Here is a 17,738-nt window from a genome sequence, read left to right on the forward strand (position 1 = left end):
GGTTAAACATTTATTTATGATCAACAGTAATAGCTGCTAGCTGGCCTCAGTAGAAATCCCTATTTCTGAAAACAAACAATTGTCATTAACCTGCAGGGGTTGTTTTTGATCTATTTTTATTATCAACTTTTAATTATCCAATATCCTGAATCTCTTTTTGTATGAACCGTGCTTCATCCCAAGATGATGTTGTTAAGCACAACGTGTTAACCGGCTTCAACCGGTTTATTTACCTCGCACTTATTGCCATTGGTATTAATATGGCCGATACTTTGCAATCGGGTTACGGCGATCATTACGATGTGTATGTGTTAACGGTGGCGGCTGCTTTGCTCATCGTTTCTTTGGTAATGCACGAAAGGGGGCATACGTTGGCAGCAAAGATCACCTCAAATTTTACGTTCAATATTGCCTTCCTGCTCATTAACCTGCACATGGGAATTAAGAGCGCCACTTACCTTTATTATTTCCCGTTGATATTGGCATACATCTACATGTTCCGCACGGAAGGAAAGAAAAAGTATGTGATGATATTTTCGGCCACCACTATTCTTTTCCTTGTTTGTTCGCTGGTATTTGCAGATGATAATTTCCAGTTTCCGCCCGAACAGATTATTGAAGCCAAGCGTACATTTTATCTTTCGTTTTTTATTTCCTTTTCACTAACGGTGTATTATTTTATTCTTGTTTACAATTACCAGGAAGAACTTTATAACGGCATTCTTGCATTAAGGGCTGCTAACCGTAAAACAGAATTAAGGGCGCTTATTGAAAAACAGGAAACGGCCAACCAGAATATTGTGTATGAATTAAGAGACAGCGTGAACCAGATGCTGGCTGCTTCAAAAATGTACCAGGGTGAGGCGATGACAAAACAGGATAATAAAGAGTTACTTGAAAAAAGTTATTTGCTTACAAAGGATGCTATTAATGCCGTGACGATGCTTTGTATTAAACTGCACCCTGCTGTTATTGCCGATGTGGGTTTGGTGGATGGCACACGTGAATATATTGTTGAATTAAAAAAGGTGAATGATATTCACGTAAATTTTGAATACAACGATGAAGCGGTTGAAAGCATCAGCCAGAACGATAAATTTTCTTTGTTCAGGATTTTGCAGGATTATCTCGACCTGGTGTTAAACAATTCTGCAGCCACAAAGGTTAAGTTAAATGTAGTGTACAAGCCATCGCATGTAACACTTATGCTTAGTCAGAATGACCTGGAGTTCAATTTTGTGGAAGCAATAAAAAATTCCACACAAAGCAGCATCAGTAACCGCATTACTTATTTTAATGGGGTGATGCATCAAAAGGTAGAAGATCAATTTGAAACTTCTTTTATTGAGTTGTCGCTTGATTAACAAAAATCAGTAACTCCTTATTCCTGGCACAGTTGCCTAAAATACAGTTTGTTAGTAAATGCTTCAGTCGCAATTTCACCGTTAATTATTTCTTCCCCGTTTCAACTGGCCTCATATTTGAAATATTGTATGTATAAAAACATACGTTATGGCACAAGACAAAGAATTAAACAAAGACAAAAAGGAAGAAAAAGCACCTCCAGTTAAACCCGATCCGGAAACACTGCATAAAACAGATCCGCAGGATAACATGAAGGGTCCCATTTCTTCGCTTGTGAATGGTGTTAAAGATGTAGTAGAAGAAAATGATAAGGAATCAAAAGACGAAGCTACCAAAAAGCGAAATGACCATATGTAGGGGAAAGTTCTGGGTTATGAGTTTTATACGCTCCGGTAGTTGCTCCTCTTTTCAGAAAGCAGGTTGCTGTACTAGGAGTATCGTAAATGTTATTAATTACACAAAGGCGCAGGTCGGTAGATCTGCGCCTTTGTTTTTGCTATGAACCAATAACAATCAACCATAAACAATTAACCTGTAGTGGTCTGTTGTCAATCATCTGTTATCTTCCAGGCATTGCGGCATTATTTGATACTATTTTCTTTCACATATTCATGTGGTAACATGGTTTGCTTGAAGCGGTGATCTTTGCATCAGTATTCAACTTCAAAACCTTATCATCATGAACCTGAAAAACACGGTCGCTATTGCTGCGTTATTTATTTGTTTATTTCTTGCATCCTGTCGCAAAGAAGGTATGCAGATCATTACACACACACTCACTGTACAGGATTTTAATAAAGTAGAAGTGGGTGGCGAATTTGAAGTGCTGGTAAAATATTCGCCCAACTACAGCGCTGTTTTAACAGGTCAGGAAAGAGACCTTTCCGATATTCGCACAAGGTTAATCGACGGACAACTGATCATCGATTTTTCACGCTACAGGGCGTTTCGTAAAAAAGTGCAGCTAACTGTTACAATGCCTTCCTTAAAAGAAGTAATACTTGCAGGCATAACGACGGGTAATGTAGAAGGCTTTCATGAGCCGGATGCCTTGCGTGCAGAAGTAAGCGGCGAAAGCAGTATGCAATTAAATGTTCAGGCACCTTTTATTCAACTGTTTGCTTCTGGTCTTTCTACTATTACAGCACAAGGCATTACTGATCGGCTGGAAGCTGAAGCATCCGGAAAATCGTTTATTGATGCTTATGCCATTCCGGTTACAAAAGCCACGGTGGAAGCAAGTGGTGAATCAACTGCAAAAGTGCAGGTGCTGCAATGGATCATTGCTGATGCCAGCGGAAAAAGTAAGATCTATTACAAGGGTAATCCTCAACAGGAGAATTTATTTGTGAGCGGCGACAGCAGGATCATAAAAGAATAAAATCCAAACATCAGGTTTGTTTCAAATAAATTATTGGTCGTAAGAGAAAGGCGCTGGTAAAATCACCAGCGCCTTTTTGTTATATAAGATCATCAACTATCAACCTGTAATGATGGGTGTGCATCGTCTGCGGTGCTTCTCACAATCTCCTGATCCAGATATTGCGGAATTGTGTTTTGCAACCATGATCCTGTAATGAAATCACATCTTCGCCATGGGCAGTAGTATAAGTGTGCAGGCCTATATAATTTGTAAGGCCGTTAATGGTTGCATTGTTTTGAACAAGTACGCCATTGTGTAACACGGTGATTCTTGCAGGCGCATCTAATTCTCCATTTGATTTGAAACGGGGAGCGGTATAAATAACATCGTAGGCATTCCATTCCAACGGGCCACGCATAACATTCACCAATGGCGCATGATCTTTATAAATACTTCCTGCCTGTCCGTTACGATACGTTCTGTTACCATAAGAATCGAGTACTTGTAACTCATACCTGTTTTGAAAAAATACACCGCTGTTGCCACGGTTTTGTCCGCCAGCTTCAACAGTGTCAGGTGCACTCCATTCAATATGCAACTGGCAATCGCCAAATGAAAGTTTGGTTTCAATTCCACCGGAGCCGGGCACTACTTCAAAGTAACTGTTGTTGATAATTTTCCAGCCGGCTGGTTTTGTTTTATCACGTTGACTTACCCATTGATCCATATTTTTTCCATCGAATAATATAATTGCATCAGAAGGTGCATCGCTGTCTTTTTTTCCGGGGCTGATCACTTTTACTTCAGGGTTCCATATTTCTGTCATCTCGGGTTTCATGGCCATGGGAGAAGTGGCAGGCACCGGACTTACATAGGGTTTTTGTTGAGCGATCGTGATTGCACAAGATGCAAGAGTAATGCTTAGTAAACTGAACCTGGCCTTAATTGATTTCATGATAAACAGTAAAGTTTGATGAACAAAAAAACGCAGCGGTTTATTGCTGCGTTTAAAAGTATTGAATACTGTTTATTTTATAAAAAGAAAAAGTCGATCAGGTTAGATGCAGTCAGTTCAAACGTTTGCAGGGCATACATTAATCTGCAGTTGCAATTTCGCCGTCATTTTTTACTGTTGTTTCAAGCCAGTTGAAAGTGTCGGTAATAAATTTTGTATCGAGTGTTTCATTTTTCCTGATGCCGATAACTGTTTGCGTTGGTTTGCTGATCTTGTTTCCTTTATTATCAAAATATTCCCAGCTGTCTTGTGTAAAATCTACACGTTCGGATACAGCGCCATCTTCATACCAGCTCATGGCTTTACCAGAAGGTTTGTTGTTGAAAATAGTGCCTTCCACCCGTTTACTTCCGCTTTCATAATAGCTGATGTACTTCCCGTGAACCGTCTTAGGATCACTCATGGTTGTTTTAAGCATTGGTTTTCCATTTTCATAATAGAGGATCAACTCTGAAAGCGTGTTGGTCATTTCCGACACCATGCATACTACTCCGTTTTCATAAAAATAGCTCAGCGTCATTTGATCGCCTTCTTCTTTTGTGGTAACGGCCGCTTTACCATTTGCATATATATATTTGGGCGCTGGCTTGTAAACAATTTTATCATTCGCAAAGGTTACATCAAACTTTGTCAAACCTTCTTCAAACCAACCCACACAACGTCCTTCACGTTTGCCGTTAGCCCAGTTGGTTTCTTTTCTTTTTTTACCTGAAGCGTAATAGTGATACCATGTGCCAATGGCTTTACCCTCGGAGTATAAACCAGTGTAAGCAATTTTTCCATTAGGATGATAGTAGGTGTATTTGCCATCATACTGGCCCTGAACTAAATTGTATTCATAGCGAATACTTCCATCCTGGTACCAGCCGGTTGATTTACCGGTAGCTTTATTTTCACTGTAAACAGTTTCGCTTTGCTTCCTTCCATTGTTGTAATAATATTCATACAAGCCGGTGCGCACCAGGGGATGAACAAGCAACGCTTTTCCTTTCATTTGTAAAATGCCATTATTGTGATAGTCGTTTATTTGCCATTTGCCATCGCTTGTTTTCGTTACTTGCCGGTAATACCATGCTTCCGGTTGTGGCACAGGAAACCATGCCGAGTCATAGTATATTCTGTCGCTCTTTATAAGGTTGCGTTTAATATCATCGGCAAGTTTATACGCCTTTACCACATCAATATGAAAAGTGGCTTCGCTATGTACCACTTCCTGCATGCTGTTCATGAAAAGAATTCGTGGTGCCGACCTTGTGTACATGGCTTCCTGGAAACTACCGTCCCTGTCGTGCAGCACTTCTACATTTTTCCAACGGTCGGCTGTTGCAAACATTTGCGAGGGAACAGCGGTGGGATCAACATTAATGGCAATAAGCTTTACCGAAGAATTTTTTCCATACTGTGCATAGTTGCGATCGAAGCGGCTGACCATATCCACACAGGAATTACACCAGCTATCGGAATAGGTCATTACAATAACCGGGTTATCAAAATCGGAAATAGAAGATGTGCTTATTTTTCTGCCTGCCCTGTCGTATAGCACAGCTTTAGGTAAACCAACGGTTGCCTGCGCCTCTGCGAAGTTGCATGCAATAACAAACAGGAGAACGGGTACGAGTTTTCGATATAACATGATTAAAGGCGGGTTAATGGAGTGCAATGATACGATCCGTAGATCTGTATATTGCATTGCTCTTTTTACGATTGATGATTACTTGATACGATGGGCAAAATTACATCATCGTTTAATTACGCAAATACCCCCAAAGGAGTAATGAGGTAGTAATTTTAAAAACTACACATTTACTATTAGTACCGGGATATCAAGTTCATGCCGAACCGTTTCAATGGTTTCACCAAATACATAGTCTTTTAAACCTTTATGACGATGAGCGCCCATGATGAGCATATCGGAATTGTTTTCTTTTACCAGTCGCAAAATTTCACGTGTCCGTTTATTGTAACCTAATGAGCCGGTTACAGAATAGCCCTGCTGTTTCAGCGTAATGCAATATTGTTGCAGGCGTTGCCTGTCGGCACGGGTTTCATCATCATCGGTTGCGTCACCCAACAACCGGGATGGCGCAGTTTCAACCACATGCATCAAAAAATATTCGGCTTCTTTTCTTCCCTGGTTCAATGCATAAGCAATCAGCTTCTCGTCGTTCTCTGAAAAATCAAGTGCAATAGCAATACGATTAACATCAGGTACTTTTAAATTTTCTAAAGATGGTGCAGGACTATGAAGATTACCATGCTCTTTCCGCTCATGCTTTTTCATTAATGGCAACAAAGTCATAGCAAGAAAAAGCCAGATAAAGATCAATGCCACAATGATCACTACTATTTTCCAGAATAAGTTTCCTTCGCTGCTAAACACAGAAATGATTTCCTGTAATACCAACCGCACATTTAAGAATACCAGCACAGCGGCAATGCACCATGCGCCAATCTTCACCCAGGTGTTAATGGCAAACTCGCCCATGGTTTGTTTATCACTTACAAAATGAATAAGTGGTATAACGGCAAAGCCTAACTGCAAGCTTAATATTACCTGGCTGAATACGAGCAGTGCATCCACTTTTTCTTCGCCATAAATAAGAATAACTGCAACTGCTGGAATAATGGCAATTAAACGTGTAAGCAAACGACGCAGCAATGGATTAATGCGGATGTGCAGGTAACCTTCCATTACAATTTGTCCGGCCAATGTACCAGTAATGGTGCTGCTTTGTCCTGCTGCAATAAGTGCTACTGCAAATAAGATAGGAGCGAGTTGTGTGCCAAGTAAGGGTGATAACAACGTATGTGCATCTTCAATTTTTGCCACCTGTGTATTACCTGTTTTGTAAAAAGCTGTTGCCGCCAATACAAGAATAGCAGCATTAACAAAAAAGGCTGCGTTTAATGCAATGGTGCTATCGATAAAATTAAATTTCAATGCCCGCCTGATGCTGGCTTTATCATCGCCAATCTTTCTTGTTTGCACCAATGCTGAATGGAGATATAAATTATGCGGCATCACCGTAGCACCAATAATACCCACGGCAATGTACAACGCTTCATTGGTTAGTGCCGTTGGAATAAATCCTTTTGCTACTTCCGGCAACGATGGTTTGGCTAATACAATTTCAATTAAAAAGGAAGCGCCAATGATCACCACCAATGTAATGATGAATGCTTCCAGTTTACGGATACCATAATTCTGTAACCACAATAAAAGCAAAGTATCAAATACAGTAATACCCACACCATAGATCAATGGTAAACCTGTTAAAAGGTAAATGCCGAGAGCCATTCCTAATACTTCTGCAAGATCGCAGGCAGCAATAGCAATTTCAGCAAGTATGTACAAACAAAAGTTCACAAGCGGCGGATAAGTTTCACGGTTTGCCTGTGCAAGATCTCTTCGTCTTACAATACCTAATCTTGCACTTAAACTCTGCAGCAGCAATGCCATCAGGTTACTCATCAGCAATACCCAAATAAGTTGGTAGCCAAACTTTGCACCACCTTGCAGATCGGTTGCCCAGTTACCCGGGTCCATATAACCAACACTTACTAAATAAGCTGGCCCCGCATAAGCCAGTATTCTTCGCCAGCCTTTTACAGGTTTGGTGGTATCAACCGATGCATTTACTTCACTCAACGATGTTTCTGTATGCTGTACTTTCATTGGTAATGATTTAGGGCCGTTACTGTGGCTTCACGAAAATGTTTTTGGCTAATTGTTCACTCAGGTTGATCAATGGTTGATTGCGTAGCTTGATTTCAACCGAACCATCAAACGCATGGCGTTGTTTTATTTCAAGCTTTGTACCGATGCCAATGTTTTTCTGTCGTAGCAATTCAAGTAAGCTGCTGGTTTGATCTCCCACGCCGGTTACAACTGCGGGTTGCGCTTCGGGTAATTGTTGCAGGCTCATATTGTTGCTGCTCGTCATGCGGCCTTTGCTGTCGGGAATAGGATCGCCATGCGGATCTGCTTTGGGAAAACCCAGAAAGGCATCAAGCCGCTCGATAAGTTCAGGACTGCTCACGTGTTCGAGTTCTTCGGCTATTTCATGCACTGCATCCCAGTTGAATTGTAATTTCTCTACCAGGAAATATTCCCATAACCTGTGTTTGCGGATAATATTGAGCGCCAGTTTTTTTCCTTCCGGTGTAAGCGTAACGCCATAATAAGGTGCATAATGCAACAGCTTTTTTTCACTGAGGCGTTTGAGCATATCTGTAACAGATGCGGGTTTGGTTTGGAGTTCGGCTGCCAGTTCATTGGTAGTTACATTGGCATCAGATTGCTGCAGCCGCCAAATAGCTTTTATATAGTTTTCTTCGGCTATCGAAAAATTCATTTAGTATGAAATTAAAATTTAGACGAAGCTAAAATATTTTCCTGATTCAGATGAAAATTATTTCTGTTGCCCGGTTTTTTGATTTCAAGAGGTAGTACATCCAAAATCATACATCAGACATCTTAAATCAATCAAATCCTTTATTTTTAGATTCACAACTACTGATATGAAGTATTCTGTATTCGCATGTCTCTTCTTTGTTTTGGCCATGGTTTCCTGTAAAGGCAAGAAGCAAAAGGAAATAAAAGATAAAGATCTTACTGCCGCTGATTTTATTATGCTGGCAAAAGACCTGAGTCATCCTATTCTCGTGAACGACAGTTTGCTGAATGCTAAAGAAAAAGATTCTGTATTGGTGAACCAGGAAACGTTTAAAACATTTCTTCCCGATTCTGTTTTTCAAGCGCTTTACCCAAAAACAAAAAACTTAAAACTATACCTTGTTGGTAAATCGGCCGATGGCGATAAAGGAAATTATGTGTTGATCAAATCGGCTATTGGAAAGGAGCGTGGTGCACAACTACTTTACTTCAATAAAAAGTCGCAATACCTGGGTGCGTTGAATATTGGTGCATTACTGCCAAAAGGAAAAGCCAGCAGCTATTGCAAGATTGATAGTAAACATACGATCACGTTTATCCAGGAGCGCAAAACACCCACTGGTGAATTATGGACAAACGAAACCATCTACTTCATGGATGAAAGTGGAAAGTTCATTATTGCTATGACAAACAGTACGGAGGATTTAAGTGATATCATTATGGGTAATCCTATTGATAGTTTGCCTCGCAAAGGAAAATATTCAGCTGATTATACCACTGATAAAAAGAATCTCATCTCTATTCGTGATGGCGCAACAGATAAAACATTTGAATTCTTTATTCACTTCAGTAAACAAAATGGCGACTGCGTAGGTGAAGTAAAAGGTGTGGCTGAATGGGTGAGTAAAACCAAAGCTGTATTTCGTGATGGCAGCAGCGATTGTAGTATCACCTTTGACTTTACCAGTTCATCAGTTCGTCTATCAGAGCAAAACTGCGGATTGTATCGTGGCATCACTTGTTTCTTTGAAGGCAGTTATCCTAAGAAGAAGGAAGCGGTGAAGAAAAAGAAGAAATAGTTATTCCATACGCCCAGAAAGCTTTAGAGTACGCAAAAATTCTAAGGTAAAAATATAACATTCTCAGAAGTAAAGGTGTGGATGGAATTAAGAAACGGAAGTATGATGGGTTATGATTTTGACAGACAAAACCCATGTTAAATTACATTAGTCGATTTTTACTGCAAAGATTTGATGCTTGCTATTGAAGTGGATGGTATTACGCATGAAGATGAAAAGGTGCTAATAAAAGATCCAATAAGACAGGATGAAATAGAAATGCATGGCGTACCATTTCTTCGGTTCAATGCGCTAGATGTAGTTCATGATATGAAAAACGTAATCAGGGCGATAGAGAACTGGATTTTTGAATTCGAAGAAATCAATGGAGTGAGTAACGCAGTAGAGCGGAAGCGAAATTATTTGCAACATCCAAAAAATGGAAAGCGTAATAACCCACCCCAACCCCTCCCGGGGAGGGGATAGCCCAGTGGTTGAATAATATAAAGCTGAAATTTTTGCTTCAGCTCAAAAAAAACAACGAGCAAATAATATTTTCATTAGTTAAATAATTAAGATGCATGATCGTCAATTAATAAGCTCCGGTTCTCCTTGGGAAGATGTAGTTGGTTATTCAAGAGCAGTGCGTATTGGTAACTTTATAGAAGTAGCTGGCACAACAGCTATGGACGGCGACCAACTGGTTGGTGAGGGAAGTGTTTACGAACAAACGCAATTTATTCTTCACAAGATCGGTAAAGCGTTAGCGGAAGCTGGTGCTTCGTTAAGCGATGTTGTTCGCACCCGCATGTTTATTACCGACATTTCTAAATGGGAGGAAGCAGGCAAGGCGCATGGCGAAGTATTCGCCAATATAAAACCAGCTTCTACGATGGTAGAAGTGTCCGCTTTGATCGATAAACGACTGTTAATTGAAGTTGAAGTAACCGCAGTGGTAGCAAGCGTTTGATGTGCATAACCCCCCTTGACAAAAAAAGCTGTTTTGAATTTTTCCCTTTATATTGCGCACCCTAAAGCAAACGAATAACTGTATTATGACGTTTAATCATTTCAATGTTCCTTATGCCACAGAAAATGCTTATGCAAAAAAAGTGGCTTATTTCTCCATGGAATTTGCAGTGCATCAACCCTTAAAAATTTATAGTGGTGGTTTGGGTTTTCTTGCCGGTTCACATATGCGTAGTGCATACGAACTAAAACAAAACCTGGTGGGTATTGGCATTCTCTGGAAGTATGGATATTACGACCAGGCACGCAACCAGGACCAGACACTGCAGGTGCAGTGGAACGAAAAAATTTATAATTTCCTAGAAGATACAGGCATTAAGTTTCAGATCACTATTCATGAGCACCCGGTATGGGTGAAAGCATGGTATCTTAACCCTGAAACATTTAAGAGTGCGCCTATGTTTCTGTTGAGCACTGATCTTCCTGAAAACGATTATGTATCACAAACAATTTGTCATCGTTTATACGATGCAAACGTGGCAACCAAAGTGGCACAATTTATTTTGTTAGGTGTGGGTGGTGCAAAGCTTATTGATGAAATAGGATTTAAACCGGATGTATATCACCTCAATGAAGCACATGGTATTTCTTCAGCTTTTTATCTCTATAATAAATTCGGCAGTTTAGAAGAAGTGAAGAAGCGTTTAGTGTTTACTACACATACGCCTGAAGAAGCAGGTAATGAAAAGCATGATATGTATCTCTGTGAGAAAATGAGCTATTTCTGTGGCATACCAATGACAGAAGTGCGAAAGCTCACAGGTATTTATGATGATCAGTTTAATCATTCATTGGCCGCATTGCGTTTTGCAAGAAATGCAAACGGTGTAAGTGCGTTACATGGAGAAGTGAGCAGGAAAATGTGGAGTCATTACGATTCAGTGGCGCCCATTACTCATGTTACCAATGCGCAAAACTGGCGTTACTGGGCCGATAAGCAATTATACTTTTCGATGGATGAGCATAACGATGAACGTTTTGATGATCGTAAAACTTATCTGAAACGTCGTGCGTTTGACCTGGTGGCTGATCAAACAGGAAAATTGTTTGACCCTAATGTGTTGACGATTGTGTGGGCCCGTCGTTTTGCAGGTTACAAGCGTGCAGAATTGATCACACGTGATCTTGATCGTTTCAATGCGTTAATGAGTAATAAAAAATATCCTGTGCAAATTATTTGGGCAGGTAAGCCTTACCCGGTTGATTATCCTGCTATCAGCGATTTTAATAATCTTGTTCACCTAAGTAAGAATTATAAAAACGTTGCAGTGTGTACCGGTTATGAACTTGCATTAAGCAAGCGTTTAAAGCAAGCTGCTGATGTGTGGTTAAACAATCCACGTGTGCCACGTGAAGCTAGTGGAACAAGTGGTATGACGGCTGCCATGAATGGCGCTGTTAACTTCAGCACATTTGATGGATGGATCTGCGAGTTTGCTAATCATGGTAACAACAGTTTCATTGTACCACCGGTTGATTATACTTCAATGAATGTGCATGAACAGGATCAATATGATCTTGACCAGATGTATGAAATTCTTGAACGCCAGATATTACCGTTGTACTACGACAATTTCCCTGTATGGCGCCAGATCACACATAACGGTATGCGTGATGTTCGCTTCCAGTTCGATAGCAACCGCATGGCACATGAATACTATGAATTGATGTACAACAAAAAGTGAGTTATTTATCCTGATGATACAAGCCCTGGCGATTTGTAGCCGGGGCTTTTTGTTTTTAACTATAACAAGTTTTGAGTTCTATAGTTCTAAGTTGTCGATTGCCAATTTACAATTAACCACTAACCATTAACCATTAACCATTGCCATTCTCTTTCTTATCTTCAAACAATGAACGCATACATCAAAACATTTGAACTACGCTGGGCCGATGTGGATGCCAACCAGCATGTGATGCATTCGAAGTATTATGAACTGGGTGCACATACACGTATGAGTTTTTTAATTGAACATGGTTACACGCTTGAGCTGATGAAAGAATTGAAGATCGGTCCTATTCTTTTTCGTGAGGAATGTATTTTCAGAAGAGAAATCAATGCAGGTGAAACTGTTATTGTTGATCTGCAGCTCACGAAATGCAAACGTGATGGATCGAGGTGGAGTGTAAAGCATGAAATGAAGAAAGAAGACGGGACATTAGCTGCTGTGATGCATGCTGATCTTGCATGGTTGGATATCATAGAGCGAAAATTAGCTACACCATTAATTGCAGCTGCTATTGTTGAACAAATGCCGAAGGCAGATGATTTTGTTTATAGCGAGTAATTGTAGTTAGGTTGCTTCGTTCTTCGCAATGACGATCAGGATCTACGTCATTGCAAGCCTTGTTGTTTGGCGAAGCAATCTAAAATAGCAATGAAAACAAACTGATGTTGGAATACATCATAAATCCTACATCATAAATCATCCATCCTAATCAACATACTCACTCAACTCCAACCAGCGAAATTCTTTTTCATCAAGAAGGTTTGTTACTTCACCAATGCGGTTGCTGAGTTGCTGCAATTCATCAAAGGGAAGATTGCCGCTGTTGAGTTTCGCAGTGATGGTTTCTTTTTCAGCAGTAAGCTGTTCAATTTCTTTTTGTAATAATTCAAACTCACGTTTTTCTTTAAAGCTGAAACGTTTTTTTTCGATGGTCGAAACCTCGACTTCGCTCGGTTTCTCCTGCACCCCACTTCGACTACGCTCAGTGCTGGTTCCCGACTCTTTGCTATCGGCTTCCAACTTCTCTTTGTCTTTTTGATACAAACGAAGCTGGGCATAATTGCCGGGGAAATCGGTGATCACACCATCGCCTTCAAAAACAAATAAATGATCAACCAAGCGATCCATGAAATAACGATCATGGCTTACGATGAGTAAGCATCCGGGATACTCACTTAAAAAGTTTTCGAGTACGGCAAGTGTTGGCAGATCAAGATCATTCGTAGGTTCATCCAGCACTAAAAAGTTTGGATTACGAAAAAGGATCGATAACAAATGCAATCTCCTTTTTTCACCACCACTTAGTTTTGAGATATAGGTATATTGTTTATCGGGATCAAACAAAAATAATTGAAGGAACTGTGCTGCACTTAACGAACCGCCGCTGGCTAATGGAAAATTTTCTGCAATGTTTTTTACATATTCAATTACACGTTGATCTTCTTTTACAATTAAACCCGTTTGCGAATAATTGCCAAACACGATTGTATCTCCTACGTTGATCTTGCCGCTGTCGGGTTGCTGTATCCCTTGTATAATATCAATAAAAGTTGATTTGCCTGCGCCGTTCTTCCCAACCACTCCCACACGTTCGCCTTTCTTAAAAGTGTAATCAAATCCTTTTAGTATTTGCTTGTTGCCAAAACTCTTGTACACTTTTTTCATCTCCACAACCTTGCCACCAAGCCTGCTCATCTTCATGCTCAACTGTACCTGCTGATCTTCGATGCGTTGTTTGGCTCTTGCTTCTACTTCATAAAAATTATCCTGTCGGCTTTTGCTTTTAGTTGTTCGTGCTTTGGGTTGCTTACGCATCCATTCCAATTCTTTACGATAAGTATTTTTTGCTTTGTCAATACTTGCCTGGTCACTTTCAATACGAGCCGTTTTCTTTTCTAAATAATTTTCGTAATCACCTTTGTACTCAGTGAGTGTGCTACCATCAAGTTCCCATACTTCATTACAAACTGCGTCAAGAAAATAGCGGTCGTGTGTTACAAGCAGTAGTGTAATATTTTCTTTACTGAGATAATGTTCCAGCCATTCCACCATTTCCACATCAAGGTGGTTGGTAGGTTCATCCATAATGAGCAATACATGTTTATGATCGAACCCAATATCAATAAGTGTTCTTGCCAATGCCACACGCTTACGTTGGCCACCCGATAATGTTCCTACTGATTGTTGCAGGTGATGAATATTCAGTTTGCCGAGGATCTGTTTCACTTTCGCATCAAAATCCCATGCACCGAGTTCATCCATTTTTACAATGGCAGCACCCAGTTTTTCTGTATCATTTTCTTCACTGATTGCTTCGTATTCTTTAATGGCATTGATCACGGGATGATTATGCTGGAAGATATTATCAAGAATGGTTTTGCTTTGATCAAAATTGGGTTCCTGTTCAAACAGGGCAATATCCACATCTTTATTGATCCAGCATTTACCATCATCAGCTGTTTCTTTGCCTGCCAGTATTTTCAGCAGTGTTGACTTGCCTGATCCATTCCTGGCCACTAATGCGATCTTATCGCCTTCCTCAATATGAAACGTAATATTCGAAAAAAGGGGAGTGATACCGTAACTTTTGCTTAAACCTTCAACAGAAACATAATGCATGGCGCAAAGATAACTCTATCAAGGCAGAAGGTGAAAGGCACAAGGTGGAAGGGGAAGAAACAAGGTACAAGAAGAAAAACCCTAGAGACAGGGTTCAGGTCACAGGTAATAAAAAAGTTGCTTCCCTTTCGGGAAACAACTTTTTATGGAAAGAATGAATAGCTGACTTATTTCTTCGGCATTACTACAGCATCCAATACATGCACTACGCCATTACCTGCTGTAAGATCTGCAGCTGTTACATTAGCACCATCGATCATTACTTTGCCATCTTTCACTGATACAGTTAATTCGGCACCATTCACTGTTTTTAATTTTTGACCATCAGTAAGATCAGCAGCTTTCAATGATCCCGGTACAACATGGTATGTTAAAATGCCTGTAAGATCAGCCTTGTTTTCAGGCTTTAATAAATTGTCAACGGTACCTGCTGGCAATGCAGCAAATGCTGCATTTGTTGGTGCAAATACGGTAAAAGGACCAGCACCGCTTAATGTTTCAACTAAACCTGCAGCTTTTACAGCAGCTACTAATGTTGAATGATCAGGAGAGCCAACAGCAATATCAACCACTGTTGCAGGAGCTGCTGCAGGAGTGTCGACAACGGCTGTGGTTTCAGATGCTGCAGTATCAGTTGATGTTTCGGTTCCTTCGCCGCTACCGCAGGCAGTTAGCATTACTGCAAATGATGCAGTCATCATCATTGAGATAAATGTTTTTTTCATTTTTGATTTGTTTGAAACAATAACAATGAATTCAAATGATCGTTTTGCCACTCATCACAATGAATGCACGGTGTTTAGGAAATAATTCCGTTTTCAAAAGAATGTTCAACATCAGGATTATTTACCCGACAACCAGATCAAAAAGCAAAGGGCAACGGTTAGTAGAAAGATGAGCAATGGGTTTAACCAGCGCCATTTTTCCTGTTGTTGTTTTTGCTGTAGATTCTTGTTTAATTCTTTTTGCCAATCGGGAAGATGTGCAGCTAACTTGTTTAATTGATGCACTACAGGTTTAGCCGCAGCATAAGGGAAGGGCTGAATACTTTTATTCAAACTTGAAATGATGGTTGCATGAATATCTGTTTCTTTTTGATCAAGCAAAATCGCAATGGTATCATCATTCAAGAGAGCAGTCATACGATCGGCCATTGATTTGTAGTTCATCCGGTGAATGTCCATTGCAGCCACCTGCCTGTTCAGTTCCAGGCATTTCTTTAAAACGGAAGGAGCCGTAATTAATTCATCACCGATTTTCTTGCCCGATGCTTTGTGCAGCCATCGTTCCTGCAGGTACAATTCTTTTCTGCCAGGGTTCATCAACACTTCGTAGGCCTCTTTTATTTCGTTGAAGCGTGCCAATGCGTATGGATCATCGTTGTTTTTGTCGGGATGGTAAATCATCACCAGCTTTCGGTAAGCCTGCTTTATTTCAGGAACCGTAGCGGTTAGTGGAATGTTTAGTATGCTGTAATAATCTTTCAGAGTGGCAAAACTAAGCAGGCATGAGAGAAGAAGTGCAGAATAAGAAAAATCTTATTTTTATGGTCTTCATGAAGCATAGCTATCTTTTTCTGCTATTATTTATTCCGTCCCTGCTGGTTGCCGGCGATTCGGCACATGTTGCATTTACTAAACAGAAAAAGTTGCGTGGCTATCGTCAACTGTTTTATAAACTGGTGTGTTTGCATCCTAAATTAAATTCACCGTTAGAGAAAAAAATGTTGCAGCATTATCTTTTAGGTAGTGGCGATGCATTTCTCTTTAGTGATGCAGATTTTAACCGGCTGAAGGAAGTTGTACCCCGCTATGCAACTGGTACCAATTGCAAATCATTGGAGAACGGAACGCCGGGTTATTGCACACAATATGTAAACCTGCACGATGATGATTATTTCGGGTGGGGGCTTGGTAATGTCACTGTAATTTATCAAACCAACGATCGGACAATTGTTTCTTTTGCCGATTATTATGATTTTGATAAAAAAGAAAAGGGCAAACGAAAGTTAAAGAATGAAATTGTTACACGTGTATTTCGTATGCTGGCACCGGCTTCTTCACGTCCCTTTATTGTAACATATGGTGCTGATGCTTTCGTGAAGCCTTAGCTGATCCGTTTGCTTTTTGGAATTTCAAGAATAAGATCCTTACCATAACAGGAAGCGGGAGTTTGATAACCGGCTTTAAATTCTCCCTTCAATATTTTTTGAGTGATGAGTAAACAACCCCATGCCGTAACACTGTAGCCATCGGCACATTGCAATACACTTTCTTTTTCCTGGCCTTTTGCATTCCAGACTTTTCCCCAAACAGTTGTTGTTCCCTTTGCACGTTGTTCATCACTCGGTCCGGCAGGTCGTTCGTTAATTTTTTGCTGAATAATACTGCGGACAAACTTTGTGCGTAATATCCAATTGAACAGGAATTGAAATTTCAGCAGGCGATAAGTCTTCGGTTGCATGCCTGTAAATACTTCAACATTGGGAATACCTGTTGTATGATGAGCAGTTGAAATATCGCCCCACTGTAAACTCATTACAAAACGTTTTTTACCCAATACATCCAGCCACATTCCTTTAAAACCTAATGGTCTTTTTACAAATACTCCGTTTTCACGAATCACTGCTTTTTCACCAATGCGTTGTGCCATAGTGGTTGCCGTACCATGACTTAAACCGCCGCCATTACTGATGAATGCCAATTGAAGATGTGTAGCATCTGGCAATTGTTCTTTCAAATGCAACGCTGTGCAATCGGTAGGTATTACATCGAAACCTGCACCGGGCATCAGCATGACGTTTGCCTCCTTCGATGCTGCATCGTATGTTTTGATGAGTTCAAAAACACTAATATCACCGTTGATATCAATATAATGTGTGCGTGTTGCAATGCAGGCTTCCACCATTTGTTTTGCAGTGTGAGAAAAAGGCCCTGCCGCATGAATCACCAATTGTACATCCTGTAATTGCCGTTGCAATTCATTGGCATCATCCAAAGAAAAAACACGGTAAGTAAGTTGTAAGCGATCAGCTAAAGACTTTATGTTGTTTTCATTTCTTCCTGCAAGAACAGGTTGCAGGTTGTATTCATGCGCATAACGTGAAATCAATTCACCGGTGTAACCGTTGGCACCATAAAGCAGCACTTTGTTTTTTTGCATT

At 40.2% G+C, this 17,738-nt stretch carries 16 protein-coding genes and 1 pseudogene; 9 read left to right on the forward strand and 8 right to left on the reverse strand.

Translation table 11 applies throughout. The features are described 5' to 3' along the window. Positions 1-161: 161 nt before the first annotated feature. From ACO1QW_RS15380 to ACO1QW_RS15390, 3 genes are all read left to right on the forward strand, one after another. Positions 162-1,364 carry a sensor histidine kinase gene (locus ACO1QW_RS15380; RefSeq protein ID WP_486260014.1) on the forward strand — a complete coding sequence of 401 codons (1,203 nt, stop codon included), beginning with the start codon at positions 162-164 and terminating at the stop codon, positions 1,362-1,364. A gap of 148 nt (positions 1,365-1,512) precedes the next feature. Beyond that, positions 1,513-1,722 carry a hypothetical protein gene (locus tag ACO1QW_RS15385; RefSeq protein ID WP_486260016.1) on the forward strand — a complete coding sequence of 70 codons (210 nt, stop codon included), beginning with the start codon at positions 1,513-1,515 and terminating at the stop codon, positions 1,720-1,722. Between the two features lie 322 nt (positions 1,723-2,044). Further along, entirely contained in the window at positions 2,045-2,746 is a 702-nt protein-coding gene (locus tag ACO1QW_RS15390) for a head GIN domain-containing protein (protein ID WP_486260018.1), read from the forward strand. Between the two features lie 139 nt (positions 2,747-2,885). Here the strand turns inward: ACO1QW_RS15390 and ACO1QW_RS15395 are convergent, their stop codons facing one another. The 4 genes from ACO1QW_RS15395 to ACO1QW_RS15410 all read right to left on the reverse strand — a co-directional run bounded on the left by ACO1QW_RS15395 (position 2,886) and on the right by ACO1QW_RS15410 (position 8,098). Then, complete coding sequence (locus tag ACO1QW_RS15395; protein WP_486260020.1) at positions 2,886-3,683, reverse strand: 3-keto-disaccharide hydrolase; 798 nt, start codon at positions 3,681-3,683, stop codon at positions 2,886-2,888. A 139-nt stretch (positions 3,684-3,822) separates the two neighbouring features. Continuing rightward, positions 3,823-5,376 carry a redoxin domain-containing protein gene (locus tag ACO1QW_RS15400; protein WP_486260022.1) on the reverse strand — a complete coding sequence of 518 codons (1,554 nt, stop codon included), beginning with the start codon at positions 5,374-5,376 and terminating at the stop codon, positions 3,823-3,825. 162 nt (positions 5,377-5,538) lie between these two features. Further along, complete coding sequence (locus tag ACO1QW_RS15405) at positions 5,539-7,419, reverse strand: Nramp family divalent metal transporter (RefSeq protein ID WP_486260024.1); 1,881 nt, start codon at positions 7,417-7,419, stop codon at positions 5,539-5,541. A gap of 19 nt (positions 7,420-7,438) precedes the next feature. Continuing rightward, complete coding sequence (locus ACO1QW_RS15410; RefSeq protein ID WP_486260026.1) at positions 7,439-8,098, reverse strand: metal-dependent transcriptional regulator; 660 nt, start codon at positions 8,096-8,098, stop codon at positions 7,439-7,441. 166 nt (positions 8,099-8,264) lie between these two features. On the opposite strand from ACO1QW_RS15410, the gene ACO1QW_RS15415 reads away from it, so the two are divergent. The 5 genes and pseudogenes from ACO1QW_RS15415 (at position 8,265) to ACO1QW_RS15435 (ending at position 12,514) form a co-directional block, all read left to right on the forward strand. Beyond that, entirely contained in the window at positions 8,265-9,218 is a 954-nt protein-coding gene (locus tag ACO1QW_RS15415) for a hypothetical protein (RefSeq protein ID WP_486260028.1), read from the forward strand. A 54-nt stretch (positions 9,219-9,272) separates the two neighbouring features. After that, positions 9,273-9,683, forward strand: a pseudogene (locus ACO1QW_RS15420) (endonuclease domain-containing protein). A 91-nt stretch (positions 9,684-9,774) separates the two neighbouring features. Continuing rightward, positions 9,775-10,167 carry a RidA family protein gene (locus tag ACO1QW_RS15425; protein ID WP_486260030.1) on the forward strand — a complete coding sequence of 131 codons (393 nt, stop codon included), beginning with the start codon at positions 9,775-9,777 and terminating at the stop codon, positions 10,165-10,167. A gap of 85 nt (positions 10,168-10,252) precedes the next feature. Further along, positions 10,253-11,911 carry an alpha-glucan family phosphorylase gene (gene glgP, locus ACO1QW_RS15430; RefSeq protein ID WP_486260032.1) on the forward strand — a complete coding sequence of 553 codons (1,659 nt, stop codon included), beginning with the start codon at positions 10,253-10,255 and terminating at the stop codon, positions 11,909-11,911. Between the two features lie 168 nt (positions 11,912-12,079). Then, positions 12,080-12,514, forward strand: coding sequence for an acyl-CoA thioesterase (locus ACO1QW_RS15435; protein WP_486260034.1), 435 nt, complete (start codon positions 12,080-12,082; stop codon positions 12,512-12,514). A gap of 147 nt (positions 12,515-12,661) precedes the next feature. Here ACO1QW_RS15435 and ACO1QW_RS15440 read toward each other — a convergent pair whose 3' ends face one another. The 3 genes from ACO1QW_RS15440 to ACO1QW_RS15450 form a co-directional block, all read right to left on the reverse strand. Further along, positions 12,662-14,575 (reverse strand): ABC-F family ATP-binding cassette domain-containing protein, encoded by a 1,914-nt coding sequence (locus tag ACO1QW_RS15440; RefSeq protein ID WP_486260036.1) that lies wholly within the window; start codon positions 14,573-14,575, stop codon positions 12,662-12,664. Positions 14,576-14,742: 167 nt separating this feature from the next. Beyond that, entirely contained in the window at positions 14,743-15,300 is a 558-nt protein-coding gene (locus ACO1QW_RS15445) for a fasciclin domain-containing protein (protein ID WP_486260038.1), read from the reverse strand. Positions 15,301-15,417: 117 nt separating this feature from the next. Beyond that, a complete protein-coding gene (locus ACO1QW_RS15450) occupies positions 15,418-16,080 on the reverse strand; it encodes a J domain-containing protein (protein WP_486260176.1) in 663 nt (220 codons plus the stop codon). 2 nt (positions 16,081-16,082) lie between these two features. On the opposite strand from ACO1QW_RS15450, the gene ACO1QW_RS15455 reads away from it, so the two are divergent. Next, positions 16,083-16,685 (forward strand): hypothetical protein, encoded by a 603-nt coding sequence (locus ACO1QW_RS15455; RefSeq protein WP_486260040.1) that lies wholly within the window; start codon positions 16,083-16,085, stop codon positions 16,683-16,685. Here ACO1QW_RS15455 and ACO1QW_RS15460 read toward each other — a convergent pair. After that, on the reverse strand, positions 16,682-17,737 hold the full coding sequence (locus ACO1QW_RS15460) for a saccharopine dehydrogenase family protein (protein ID WP_486260042.1): 1,056 nt from the start codon (positions 17,735-17,737) through the stop codon (positions 16,682-16,684). The genes ACO1QW_RS15455 and ACO1QW_RS15460 overlap by 4 nt on opposite strands. Position 17,738: the final 1 nt, after the last annotated feature.

This window comes from Lacibacter sp., from assembly GCF_057361365.1.